We start from the raw sequence: 12,118 nt of genomic DNA, 5'->3' as shown, positions 1-12,118 counted from the left end.
TGCGATCGGCAACCTGGACAATAGTTCAGCACGACATGGGCTGCCGAGCCGATGCGGCTGGCGTAGCGACCTACTATGCTTTGCCTGAAGCCGCGACTGGCACGAGCGAGGGAGGACACCATGTCGGAATCACAGAACTGGAACGCCAAGGTCATCGCTGAGTTTCGCGCGAACGGCGGGCAGGTGCAGGCCGCATATGATAACCCGCCCCCGATGCTGCTGCTGCACACGGTCGGCGCGAAGAGCGGGAAGCTGCATATTGTCCCGATGCGCACGCTGGAGCACGGCGGGGCGATGTATGTGTTCGCCTCGGCCCACGGTCGGGACCGTCACCCCGACTGGTACTACAACCTGATCGCACACCCCGAGATCGTGATCGAGAAGGGCACCCAGACCATCGCGGTGCGCGCGACCGAGGTGCTCGGCGAGGAGCGGGATGCGATCTTTGCGCTTCAGGCGGCGCGATTTCCACTTTTTGCAGAATATGCCCAGAAGCTCAGCCGAGTGATCCCGGTCATCCGCCTCGACCACCAGCCCGAAGGCGCGCGGTAGGGCGGCACGCGCAGAGGTGCGCTAGCAAAACTGCTTGAGCCACGCGATAGCTTTGGCCTCGTCGGTGAAGTGCGCTATCGGGATGGGCGACGGCTGCACGCGGAACAGGATGTTCATGATCAGGCTGGCGAGCGCGGTCTCGGAGATCATCGCCATGGCGGTGTAGATCTGCGGGAGCTGCTCGGTGGAAAATCGGCGCGTCTCTCTGTCGGGCACCGGCGATCTGCTTAGGTAGATCAGCAGCGGGGCGGGCGTGCCATTCGTGATCTGCTTGACCAGCGCCACATTGGCGGCGATGTTTGCCACCGTCCGCCGGATGCTTTTGGAGCGGGAGACTAGGATGCCATCGTCCGTGAGCCAGTAGGTGGCGATCTCGCCGTCGTAGATAGGCCTATCGGTCGGCGTTGGGATCATAGGTACGCACCTTTTTCTTTGGCATCCATCAGCCCCACAAGCTCCTCGACCGAACCCAGGATGAGATCCGCCCCCGCCTGCTCCAGCTCCTCGCGGCTGCCGTGGCCCCACAGCACGCCCACCGATCGTAGGCCGTTGGCCCTGGCGGCCAGGATGTCGACGTCGCGGTCGCCGATCATGGTGGATGCTGGGCCGACGACGCCCTCGGCTAGCAGCGCGCGCAGCTGCTGGCCCTTCGGCACGCCGATCACGCCGCCGCTGACGAACTGGAAGTAGTCGCGTAGCCCGAACAGCGCCAGGATCTGCTCGGCGAAGTCGACGCGCTTGGATGTGCACAGGCCCAGCGTCGCGCCGCGCCGCGTCAGCGCGGCCAGCGCCTCGGGGATGCCGAGGTACAGCGTGTTCTCGGCGAAGCCGACCTGGCCGTAGCGCTCGCGGTACTTGGCCACCAGCGACGCGATGGTCTCCGGCGCGTGCTCGCCGGTGAGCGCACGGAACATGTGGTCGAGCGGCGGCCCGATGTAGCGCGAGACCGTGGCCTCGTCGAAGGCCGGGAAGCCGTGGGCGGCGAGCGCGTAGTTGACCGAGCGGGCGATGCCCACCGCCGGGTCGCTCAGGGTGCCGTCGAGGTCGAAGATCAGGGCGTCGGGCTGGATCATGGGTGTGTCCTCGTGTGGTGTGCGAGAGTATCTGTTCGGGAGGATGTGATGACATCGTCATAGACGATGTATTTTCCTATTGTTGCAGGTTCGATTTCAGACATCTGGTGCCTCAGCGATTTTGATGCGGCACTCGTCGATGAATGCGAGCACATGATCCATTTCAGCTGGGCTGGCAAATGCATGTTTGGGTATCACAATAGCGTTGGTTGGTGCATAGAAGAGAAAGTAGCAGGTTTTTGTTTGCACGATACGTCGGATGATTTCCCAGTCAAAGGTGGTAGTTCTCTCAGGCATAATAATGCTGACCCCTCTCTCCTCGAAATGCAGGGTAGCTTTAGCATTTTTGGAAGGCCATAGAGTGATGCTTATGCTGATCCAAAGAGCGATACGGTAGAGCAATGGAAATGTGATGATGTAGAGTGTTACGATTAGCACACTGATCCAGAGGAGCTGGAAAGCAGGTATACCACTTTCTACTACATAGAGAGCTAGGATGGAAAGTAGAATCATGGGTAGGACAATACGGATGCCAAAGAGCTGTTTTCGAAGATTTGGAAACTGACGATAGCAATACATCTTGAAGTCGAAAATGTCGGTGGTTTGAATGCGGTAGGTTATCTCCATTGCTGCCTTTACTCTACTCAGACTCAGATGGTCGCGCGTCTTCCCGCCATAGCGGCCTGCGCGCTATGGTATCATATTGCGGTCTTCTTGCAATAAGAGAAGGAACCCCAACGATGACCACATCCGAGCCGCTAATCTGCGCGCGCTGCCAGCAGCCGGTGACGGCCCACCCCGAGGACTACGAGGATTTTGAGCGCATGCACTGGCTGTGCTACCACCTGGAGTTCGAGCACCACGCCGACCCCGACGTGCCGTGCGACGAGCCGATCTGCCCGTGGTGGCGGCTCGCGGCGCTGCGTGCCGCGCTCACGCGGCTGGGCCACGACCCGCAGCTGATCATCGAGCAGGCTATGAAGGAGCGCTGGCAGCTATAGGGGTGCTAGGCTTCCCACGCCCTCGGGGATGCAGTAGATTTCCACCATCACGTGAGCTGAGAAGGGACACCAACAATGACCACACCCGAGCCGCTGATCTGCGTGCGCTGCCATCAGCCCGTGACGGCGAAGGCCGACCAGTATGAGCTGTTCGAGCACATGCACTGGCTGTGCTTCCACCTAGAGTTCGAGCACCAGGCCGACCCCGATGTGCCGTGCGACGACCCGAGCTGCCCGTGGTGGCATATCGAGACGCTGGAGGCCGCGCTCACGCGGCTGGGCCACGACCCAGCCCGGATCGTCGAGCAGGCGTTTGAGGAGCGCTATCGGCGGTAGGGTGTTTGGGCAACGTTTCCGTTGGCTGAGTATGTTCTTTGCAGAGCGACATAAGACGAAGAAAAGGCAAGAAAAATCGTCCTGCCAGCGCTTGGCCTAGCTTTCCCGCTACGGTAGAGATTATGGCCAGCAGGCATCTTGGCGTACCTTCGCCGGATGGTCAAGGCCTCCCTCATTTTAGCTTTTCCTTGCGTGTCTTCGTGTCCTTGTGGTGAAAGTGTTGTTTGGTGCTTTGGCCACCCGCTGACCAACCCCTAGCGCTGTGGTATGATAGCGCGAGGCGAACATATGAGCGGAGAGGAGACGACGATGTACGGACTGATTGGGAAGATGATCGCGCAGGAGGGGCAGCGCGATGCGCTGATCGCGCTGCTGACCGCGAGCAGCGCCGCCATGCCGGGCTGCCTGAGCTACATCATCGCGCGCGATGCCGCCGATGCCAACGCCATCTGGATCACCGAGGCCTGGGAGAGCGAGGAGCACCACGCCGCGTCGCTGGGGCTGCCGCAGGTGCAGCAGGCCATCGCCCAGGCCCGCCCGCTGATCGCGGGCTTCGGCGAGCGCGTGGTGACGGTGCCGGTTGGCGGGCATGGGCTGGTGGGCTGATCTGGGGCATGTGGGTGCGGCATCTGGGGTTCGCCCACATGCCGCACCGGGGCTATGCGTTTTCCTCAGACCACAGATTCTTTACCACCAAGACCCCAAGATCCCAAGGGACAAAAGAGAATATATACCACGAAGACGCGAAGATGTGAGAAAAATAGCAGGCAGAACGCATAGACTCTGCATGCCGCACAGCCTATAGCTAGGCCGGGCCGGGGTCGTTGCTCCACGCCGCCCGCTGGATGACGACGCGGTAGCCGTCGGTGTCGGCGAACGTGCGGCCGCGCGCATCCCAGTAGGGGTTGAACGACTCGACCACGGTGAAGCCAGCGGACAGCATGGCGGCGCACCGCTGCTCCCAGGCGGCGGGGTCGGGCACGTAGAACACCACCAGATCCTCGGCGGTGGCGGCGGGCGCGACCGGGTGGCTGTTGCAGTAGGTGAACTCGAAGTGGTAGTCCGACCCCAGCTGGCCGAGCATGATGCCGTCGAAGCCGTCGTGGTCGCCGAAGCGCCCGATCTCGATCAGGCCCAGCCCCTTGCTGTAGAGGGCGGCGGTGCGCTCAAGCGAGGTGACCGGGCGGGCGATGCGCATATGTGGGTTCATAGTTCCTCATGTAGGTTGGGTCTTACGGGAAGTATACGCAGCCGCAGAGGCGCGGATCTCTTCTGTCTAATGCCCATATATTGAAAAGATAGCATGGCGAACCGATGATGATTATGCTTGCCACCATCGCCATCATTTTTCTGGCGGCCATGGTGAAGACCACGCTGGGCTTTGGCGAGTCGCTGCTGGCCATGCCGCTGCTGGTCATGACTGTCGGGCTGGGGGCGGCCACGCCTATTGTCGGGTTCATGGGGTTGGCGCTCACGCTGCTGATGGTGGGCGCGCACTGGCGTCAGATCGACCTGCGGGCCACGTGGAAGCTGCTGGCGGCGGCGCTGCTGGGCCTGCCGTTTGGCATCCTGCTGGTGCGCGCCGTGCCCGGGGTGGTGGGTCTGCGCCTGCTGGGCCTGGTGCTGATCGGCTTCGGCCTGTTCTCGCTGCTACGGCCCCAGATCGCGGTGGGCCTGCACCCGCTGTGGGGCTACGGGTTCGGGTTCTTGGCCGGGGTGCTGGGCAGCGCCTACAACACCAGCGGGCCGCCGCTGGTGCTCTACAGTGCGCTGCGCGGCTGGCCGCCGGTGCAGTTCCGCGCCACCATGCAGAGCTTCTTTCTACCCATCAGCGTGCTGATCGTGGGCGCGCAGGTGGCCAGTGGCCTGTGGACGCCGTGGGTGCTCGCCACCGCGCTGCTGGCGCTGCCCGCGCTGCTGCTGGCCGTGCCCGTGGGCGAGCGGCTCCAGCGCCGCATCCCGGTCGAGCGGTTCTCGCGGGTGGTGCACGGCGCGCTCGTGGTGCTGGGCCTCATGCTGCTGCGCTAGGGCTGGCCTGTCCGCCCCATGGTGCGCAGCGCCCAATCGGCGGCGTGCCCCACAAGCTGGAGGATGAGCGCGGCGGGGGCCATCAGGGCCACGCCTACCAGCGCCGCCCGCCGCGCCTCGCGCGGGGCGAGGTAGCCGCACGCGATGGCGCGCCGGTAGAAGGCGACGGCCAGCGGCAGGTTGACGCACAGCCCGGTGACAGCGCCCGGCGAGCGCTCGCGCAGCGCGATGGTCTGGGCCAGGTGCGCGGCGGCGTTGCAGGCCATGAGCGCGGCGCTGGCCATCGCGGCCTGCCGCAGGCGGCGGTTGCTGGGGCGGCGGACGGCGGCCATGGTGAGCGGCAGCGGCAGCAGCGTGGCCAGGGCGACCGCGATGCCCATTGGCCGCATGCGGATGGGCACGCCGTGGCGCTGGGCGTAGGGCACGATCTGCGGGAACTCCTCGATATTGTGGATGAGAATGCTGAGCGGCACGGCCCACAGCAGGGGGCGCATGTGCCGCGCGGCCTCGTCGGGGTCTCGTCTCTCCATAGCGGGTGATCTCTCTGGTCTCGCTGGGCGCTTCTTTTGTGCTGCGGCCATGCTATACTGCGCGAGGTCTTGAAATTCCAGATCGCGCCGTGCGGGGTGCTGGCCCTGCTTTTTTTATTGTCTTCGTGGAGCTAATCGGATGAGCAGTCGCTGCCTGGCCGACCTGAGCGGCCCATTCTACGACACGGCCAAGCCCTTTCGCAACTGGTCGAGCCTGCCGTTCTACCAGATGGACCTTGATGCGCCGCCGTATGTCGATCGCGTCCAGCTGGATGCTGGTGTGGATCGCGCCATCGCCCACGCGCGCGCGCTGCGCGGCCAGGGCTACACCGGCGTGGTGATGGACAACATGGCGCATCTGGTGGGCTTCGTGGGCACGCCTGCGGCCTATGCGGCGGGCAGCCCCTACGCCGCCCGCGCCAGCATCTACGCCGAGGCCTTCGGGCGGCTGTTCGCGGCGCTGGCCGCCATGGGTATGGAGGTGTTCATCACCAGCGACATGCAGTGGATGACGCCGCCGCTGCGGCAGTATGTGGGGCGGCTGCACCGCGCCAACCCGCGCATCGCCCAGGTGAACCGCTGGGCGATCGAGGAGCTGTTCGCCCGCTTCCCGCAGGTGAGCGGCCTGGTCATCCGCGTGGGCGAGGCCGGGGGCGCGCACGACGCGGCGGGCTACACCGGGCACCTGCTCTACCGCACACCCGCCGCGCTGCGCGAGCTGATCGGCGGGCTGCTGCCGGTGTGCGAGCGGGCGCAGCGCCTGCTGGTGGTGCGCACATGGACAATCGGCATCGGCAAGCTGGGCAACCTGCTGTGGTCGCCCGCGCAGTACCGCGCTGTGTTCGGCGACATGCGCTCGCCCAGCCTGCTGGTCTCGATCAAGCACGGCCCCGCCGATTTCTTTCGCACCCTGCCGCCCAACCCCACGCTGGGCCTGCCCGGCCCGCAGCAGATTATCGAGCTGCAGAACCGCCGCGAGTACGAGCTGTTCGGCATGGTGCCCAACAGCATTGCGGCGCTGCACCAGGGCGTGCTGGCCCGCGCCGCGTCGAGCGCGAGCTTCGCGGGCGTGTGGGCATGGAACGCGACCGGTGGCTGGGGCGGCGGCACGGCAGCGCTGGGCGAGGGCGGCTGGAGCCTATGGACCGAGATCAGCAGCGCGGTGACAGCGGCGCTGGCCCGCGACCCCAGCGCCGACACGGGGGGCCTCATCCAGGCGTGGTGCGTCGAGCGCTTCGGGGCGGATGTGGGGCCATGCATCGCCACCGCCTACGAGGAGTCGGCAGAGCTTTTTGGCGATGGCTGGTACCTGCCGCAGCAGGCCGTGCAGTCGCGGATGATGGGCGGCATCTACCTGCCCGCGCTGCTGTGGGTGTGGTGGATGCGGCCCACCGCCGCGCCGCTGGTCTGGGCGCTGCTGGCCGCGCTGGCCGGCGATAGCGCGCAGGCGGTGGCGCGCGCCGAGCGGGCCCAGCGCCGCGTGGCCGAGCACGCACAGGCTGTGGCCGCCTGCGCCAGCGCCCACCCCCAGGCGGCCTTCGCCGCCGAGAGCCTGCGCTACATGGCGGGCGTGTTCGGGGTGGCGCTGGCCATCCGCCGCACCCTGCTGCCGCTGTTCGCCGCCGCCCACGCCCAGGACCGCGCCCGCTGGGATGTGCTGACCGCCCGTGCGGGCGAGGCGCGCGCGGTGCTGCGCGCCCACCGCGAGGCCTGGGGCGTGCGCGCCGACTTCCCCGCGCTGGAGCTTGCCGAGGTGGATGCGTATCTGGTCTCGCTGGGGCGCCACCCGCGCATGGCCTGGGCGCAGGCCCGCGCATCTGCGCTGGCGGTGCAGCGTATGGCCGCCGCGCCCGTGCTGCGCCGTAGCGCGCCGGTGGCCCAGGTGCTGGTGGCCGCGCTGCTGGGCCTGGGCGTGATGCGCGCCCGCAGCAACCCAGCGCAGCTGGTGTGGGCCGCCGCGCTGCTGGCGCTGCTGCCCGCCGCGCCGTGGCTGGTGCGCCAGGCGCTGCCCTGGCTCAACCGGCGCTACTTTCTGCTGCCCTCGATCTTCTTAGAGGCTGGCCCCGCGCTGAGCGAGTGGGCCGCGTGACCCAGCCACGCCTAGCAGGCGGGCGTAGCGCACGCGGTGGCGCTGCGCCCGCTCGTAGTAGCCCACCATCTCATCCATCACGCGCTCCCACGAGCGCTGCTCGGCGGCGGCGCGGCCAGCCGCGCCCATCGCGGCGCGCATCGGCTGGCTGTGGGCCAGCTGGGCGATGCTGCTGCGCAGGGCGCGCGCGTCGCCGGGCTGCCAGAGCACGCCGGTCTCGCCGTCGCGCACGAGGTCGAGCGCGCCGCCCGCCCGCGCGGCCACCACCGGCAGCCCCGACGCCATGGCCTCCTGGATGACCTGGCCAAAGGTCTCGGTGTCGGATGGGAACACGAACATGTCGGCGCTGGCGTAGGCGGTGGCCAGATCGGCGCCGCGCAGGTAGCCGGTGAAATGGGCGGGCAGGTGCCGCAGCCGCCGCTCGATCTCGGGCCGTGCTGGGCCGTCGCCCACCAGCACCAGGCGCGTATGCTCCAGCCCCTCCATCGCCTCCACCAGCAGATCGAGCCGCTTCTCGTTGGCGATCCGCCCCACGTAGAGCAGCAGGTTCTCATCGGGCCGCGCGCCCACCGCGCTGCGCCAGGCCTCGCTGCGGTGGCGCGGGTGGAACAGCGCGGTATCCACCCCGCGCCCCCACACGCGCAGGCGGCGGAATCCGTGGCTGCGCAGGTCGTCTTTGGTGGCCCGCGAGGGGCAGAGCGTGAGCGCGCAGTAGGAGTGGATGAGCCGCAGGTAGCGGTAGGCCAGGTCGCGCAGGTAGCCCATGCCGTAGTGCCCTGCGTAGGCGGGCCAGTCGGTGTGGTAGACCGAGACCAGCGGCAGGCGCAGCGCCTGGGCGGCGGCGCAGCCCGCCGGGCTGAGCAGCATGGTGCCCGCCAGGTGCAGCACGTCGGGCCGGAACGCCCGCAGCCGCGCCGTCATGCCCAGCTGGGGCGGGGTCAGCTTCAGGTCGCGGTAGATCGGCAGCGGCGCGCCGGGCAGGGGGATGATCTGCGCCCCCTGGTAGCTGCTGGGCGAACCCTCGGGCGCGAACACCAGCGCCTCGTGGCCGCGCCGGTTCAGGTGTTCGAGCAGCCGACACAGCGTCGTCACCACGCCGTTGACATCGGGCAGGAATGTCTCGGTCATCATCGCAATGCGCATGGCAGGCTCCGGGCTAGAATCGGCTGCGCGAGTGTCCGTGTCGCAGCGGGCGGGTGCCCAGCGCCGCTGCGGCTATAGCAAGGGGACGCCGCGAGGGCGCGACCCCGTGGTTGGCCTCTGCTGGCGTTCTCCTGCTCCAGCAGCCTAGGAGAGTGTACGGCGGCGAGATTGCGGGGAGAATATCATCCGGTTAAGCCTGTGCTAAGGGATGGCTAACACTTGTACATGGCCTTGGCTGAGAGAATTGCAAGCTGTGGAGCGCCAAGATGACATTCTGTTGAACTGTTTACACGGTTCGTAGGCTCCTTGGCTGCGGAAAAGGCACGCCGATCTTATCGAGTATGGCTGACTTGCAGAGTGGGAGCGCTTTTTGAGCGATCACCATCAAATGATGCCGCTGCTACTTGGTAGTTGTTGTGTTTTTTGGTTAAAAAATATTAAAAGAATCGCCATGATGCCTTGCTTCTGGCTCCAGAACTGCTTATATTGTTAGAGAGATGTAAATACCTCTATATGATCGTCTCTGTACTGACGTGGCGCAAGCACATCTGCTCACTGATGCTGGGTGGATTCGCATTGTGGACAAAGCATGGTGTGTTGTACCATCGTTGTTCATTATGAAGGCAATTGTTCAATGACACTCTACCCTCAACTTCTTGACGAGCTACGACGCAACATCCAAGCGCTTGGCACCCAGGGCGGCAAGATCGGCCCATCGGTGTATGACACCGCGCTGGTGCTGCTGTATGCTCCCCCCGCCGATCCTCGCGATGCCTACACCTGGCTGCGTACCCAGCAGCAGCCCGATGGCGGCTGGGGCGACCCGCGCATCCCACGGGCGCGCGATACCCCCACGCTTGCGGCCCTGCTTGCGCTGCACGATCTGGATGACCCGAGCGACCACCGTCGGATCGCGTCTGGGCTGGCCTTCTTGGCGCAGCACAGCCAGATCTGGCATGGCCCGGTGCCAAATGATATACCGCTGGCCGCCGAGCTGCTTATTCCCCACCTGCTCGATCTTGCCCAGCGCCACGGCATGCCGCTCGACCGGCAGCCCTACGAGGGCCTGGCCGCGCTTGGCCAGAAGCGCCGCGACCTGATCGCCCGCCTGAGGCCACGCCTGCGCCCGGCTACCTCGCCCATCCACTCGTGGGAGTCGTGGGGCGATGATGTGGATGCGCACCTGTTCGATCTGGCTGGATGCATCGGCCATAGCCCGGCAGCCACCGCGCGCTGGCTCCACGACTTTGCCGACCGCGAGTGCCCCGCCAACCTGCGCGAGGCGGCGCGTGCCTACCTAGATGCCGCCGCCTACGCCACAGGCCTCGACATCCCCGGCGTGGTGCCTACCGTGTGGCCCTACAACCGCAACGAGCAGACGGTGAGCATGTTCTGCCTGCTGCTGGCTGGCTCGCTCGATCACCCGGAGCTGCAGGATGCGCTGCAGCCCCAGATCGACTCGATGCGCCAGGGCCTGCGCGCCACTGGCCAGGGCATCAGCGACGAGTTCTCGACCGATGGCGATCTGACATCGATGGTGCTGGCCGTGCTCTCGCATGCCGGGCATGCGGTTGACCCTGGGATGCTTGATGCATACCTGGTGGATGGCTGGTGCCTGACCTACGCCAATGAGCTGCAGCGCTCGTTCTCGGCCACGGTGCACGCGGCCCACGCCCAGGCGATGCTGGGCGGCGACCCCGCCGCGCTGTTTCAGCGGCTGGAAGCGGCGCGTAGCGACGATGGCCGCTGGGTTGATGATAAATGGCATGCCTCATGGTTATACCTAACGGGGCATGCGATGCATGCCCTCTGCGCGGCTGGCCGTGCCCAAGATGCCGCAGCAGTGGTGCCGACCATGATCGCGCACCAGCACCCCGATGGCAGCTGGGGCGTCACATCGGCCTACGCCGAGGAGACGGCCTACGGTATGGTGGGCATGCTAGCCGCCGCCCGCGCCGGTGTGCTGGAGGTGGCCGGGCACGAGTCGCTGCGCCGCGCCACTGCGTGGATGGCGGCCTACTACCGCAGCGGCGGCACCGAGCTGGGGGGCTGCTGGGCCGCCAAAGAGCTGTATCGCCCGCTGCGCATCTCGCGCGTGATCGAGCTGAGCGCTCTGCTCGCTGGGATTGATGCGGGATATGGCGAACTGTAATCTCTAGATGTCATATTAGTAGCGATCGTCTCTTGACAACCACTCATTCCACGTTTATTTTTAACTATATGTGTGAATGAGTGGTATTTTTGTCTGCACCCCATGCAATATTGCCCCACTCTGCTCCATCAACTCTGTTGAATCATCGCTCTACCTATGGACGGTGGCATGCACATTTCAATGACTCAGCGTCAGGCAGGGATCGGCCTTCTTGCGATTGCCTCGGCGGGGGCGTGGCTGGCGACAGTCGCCGCGCTGCTGCAGCGTGCCAGCATGATCGATCTTCTGCCGAATCTTGTAGGGGGGCTGCTCTTCACCGGGCTGCTGCTGGCTTACCGCGCGAACTGGCTCGCATCGATCATTCCGCCGCTCACCATTTCGATCTACACGCTCATCTTGATCTTTGGTATCCCAGCCGACTTTGTGGTCAACCAGGTGTCGCTTGCGATCATCACACCCGCACTGCTGGCGGCGGTGCTGCTCGATTTTCGCTGGATCTTGGGCTGCGGCCTAGCGATTTTCCTGGGCCTTGGGCTGCGGGTCGGCTGGCAGGGCGCGATCGTGTCGCCTACGAATGTGGTGATTTTTATAGCGTGCCTGGCGATGATCTGCGTCATCCGGCTGGTCACCACCACCGCGCTGCGCAGCTCGCAGCAGAACCAGCGGCGCGCCGAGGAGGCCCTGGCGGTGGCCGAGGCACGCTCGCGCGAGGCCGAGGGCGCGAACCGCGAGCTACAGCAGCAGGCCGAGGCCCAGAAGCGCATGCTGGATCTGATCGATGCCTTGGAGACGCCGGTGACCCCGATCGCCGATGGCGTGCTGCTGGCCCCGATCCTGGGCTATATCGACGCCCGCCGCGCCTCGCACCTGAACCGCCGCATCCTTGATGCGGTCTACAAGCAGCGCGCGCAGCTGATCGTGATGGATCTCTCGGGCCTCACCGAGGCCGATATCTCGGTGGCCAGCGCCCTGATCCAGATGATCCAGTCGGTGCGGCTGCTGGGCACCGATGTGCTGCTCTGCGGTGTGTCGGGCAGCTTGGCTATGGCCATGGCCAAGATGGATCTGCCGATCGGCGATGTGCAGACCGTAGCCACCCCGCAGGCGGCGCTTGAGTATGCGCGCCAGCGCAGCGCCGCGCCAAAGGCCCGGGCCTAACATATAGGGTATACGAGAACACCGCTCGTCTCAGTACGAGCGGTGTTCTGATTCGC

At 65.8% G+C, this 12,118-nt stretch carries 14 protein-coding genes; 8 read left to right on the top strand and 6 right to left on the bottom strand.

What is annotated here, in order from left to right:
* Positions 1-120: 120 nt before the first annotated feature.
* The gene (locus F8S13_02125) at positions 121-552 is read left to right on the top strand and encodes a nitroreductase family deazaflavin-dependent oxidoreductase (protein ID KAB8145898.1); all 432 of its coding nucleotides are present in this window, start codon (positions 121-123) and stop codon (positions 550-552) included.
* Positions 553-573: 21 nt separating this feature from the next.
* Here F8S13_02125 and F8S13_02120 read toward each other — a convergent pair whose 3' ends face one another.
* From F8S13_02120 to F8S13_02110, 3 genes are all read right to left on the bottom strand, one after another.
* Positions 574-966, bottom strand: coding sequence for an STAS/SEC14 domain-containing protein (locus F8S13_02120; protein ID KAB8145897.1), 393 nt, complete (start codon positions 964-966; stop codon positions 574-576).
* The gene (locus tag F8S13_02115) at positions 963-1,625 is read right to left on the bottom strand and encodes an HAD hydrolase-like protein (GenBank protein ID KAB8145896.1); all 663 of its coding nucleotides are present in this window, start codon (positions 1,623-1,625) and stop codon (positions 963-965) included. Before F8S13_02115 ends, F8S13_02120 begins: the two co-directional genes overlap by 4 nt.
* Before the next feature lie 96 nt (positions 1,626-1,721).
* The gene (locus F8S13_02110; protein ID KAB8145895.1) at positions 1,722-2,252 is read right to left on the bottom strand and encodes a YcxB family protein; all 531 of its coding nucleotides are present in this window, start codon (positions 2,250-2,252) and stop codon (positions 1,722-1,724) included.
* A 113-nt stretch (positions 2,253-2,365) separates the two neighbouring features.
* On the opposite strand from F8S13_02110, the gene F8S13_02105 reads away from it, so the two are divergent.
* The 3 genes from F8S13_02105 to F8S13_02095 all read left to right on the top strand — a co-directional run bounded on the left by F8S13_02105 (position 2,366) and on the right by F8S13_02095 (position 3,568).
* The gene (locus F8S13_02105; protein KAB8145894.1) at positions 2,366-2,626 is read left to right on the top strand and encodes a hypothetical protein; all 261 of its coding nucleotides are present in this window, start codon (positions 2,366-2,368) and stop codon (positions 2,624-2,626) included.
* A gap of 75 nt (positions 2,627-2,701) precedes the next feature.
* Positions 2,702-2,962 carry a hypothetical protein gene (locus tag F8S13_02100; GenBank protein ID KAB8145893.1) on the top strand — a complete coding sequence of 87 codons (261 nt, stop codon included), beginning with the start codon at positions 2,702-2,704 and terminating at the stop codon, positions 2,960-2,962.
* Between the two features lie 309 nt (positions 2,963-3,271).
* Complete coding sequence (locus F8S13_02095) at positions 3,272-3,568, top strand: antibiotic biosynthesis monooxygenase (protein ID KAB8145892.1); 297 nt, start codon at positions 3,272-3,274, stop codon at positions 3,566-3,568.
* 199 nt (positions 3,569-3,767) lie between these two features.
* On the opposite strand, the gene F8S13_02090 is transcribed toward F8S13_02095, so the two are convergent.
* Positions 3,768-4,172, bottom strand: a complete 405-nt coding sequence (locus F8S13_02090; GenBank protein ID KAB8145891.1) for a VOC family protein — start codon at positions 4,170-4,172, stop codon at positions 3,768-3,770.
* A 104-nt stretch (positions 4,173-4,276) separates the two neighbouring features.
* Between F8S13_02090 and F8S13_02085 the strand changes: the two genes are divergently transcribed.
* The gene (locus tag F8S13_02085; protein ID KAB8145890.1) at positions 4,277-4,990 is read left to right on the top strand and encodes a sulfite exporter TauE/SafE family protein; all 714 of its coding nucleotides are present in this window, start codon (positions 4,277-4,279) and stop codon (positions 4,988-4,990) included.
* On the opposite strand, the gene F8S13_02080 is transcribed toward F8S13_02085, so the two are convergent.
* Positions 4,987-5,571, bottom strand: coding sequence for an HXXEE domain-containing protein (locus F8S13_02080; GenBank protein KAB8145889.1), 585 nt, complete (start codon positions 5,569-5,571; stop codon positions 4,987-4,989). The two genes, F8S13_02085 and F8S13_02080, sit on opposite strands and share 4 nt — an antisense overlap.
* Positions 5,572-5,659: 88 nt before the next feature.
* Between F8S13_02080 and F8S13_02075 the strand changes: the two genes are divergently transcribed.
* Positions 5,660-7,609: a hypothetical protein gene (locus F8S13_02075; GenBank protein KAB8145888.1), complete on the top strand. Its 1,950-nt coding sequence runs from the start codon at positions 5,660-5,662 to the stop codon at positions 7,607-7,609.
* On the opposite strand, the gene F8S13_02070 is transcribed toward F8S13_02075, so the two are convergent.
* Positions 7,571-8,752, bottom strand: a complete 1,182-nt coding sequence (locus F8S13_02070) for a glycosyltransferase family 1 protein (GenBank protein ID KAB8145887.1) — start codon at positions 8,750-8,752, stop codon at positions 7,571-7,573. The genes F8S13_02075 and F8S13_02070 overlap by 39 nt on opposite strands.
* Before the next feature lie 634 nt (positions 8,753-9,386).
* On the opposite strand from F8S13_02070, the gene F8S13_02065 reads away from it, so the two are divergent.
* On the top strand, positions 9,387-10,904 hold the full coding sequence (locus tag F8S13_02065; protein KAB8145886.1) for a hypothetical protein: 1,518 nt from the start codon (positions 9,387-9,389) through the stop codon (positions 10,902-10,904).
* A 156-nt stretch (positions 10,905-11,060) separates the two neighbouring features.
* Positions 11,061-12,062 carry an STAS domain-containing protein gene (locus F8S13_02060; GenBank protein KAB8145885.1) on the top strand — a complete coding sequence of 334 codons (1,002 nt, stop codon included), beginning with the start codon at positions 11,061-11,063 and terminating at the stop codon, positions 12,060-12,062.
* The last annotated feature ends 56 nt before the right edge of the window (positions 12,063-12,118 follow it).

Source organism: Chloroflexia bacterium SDU3-3 (assembly GCA_009268125.1).
Lineage (GTDB): Bacteria > Chloroflexota > Chloroflexia > Chloroflexales > Roseiflexaceae > SDU3-3.
The sequence above is the reverse complement of the archived record's forward strand: the minus strand, read 5'-3'. Positions and strand labels throughout refer to the sequence as shown.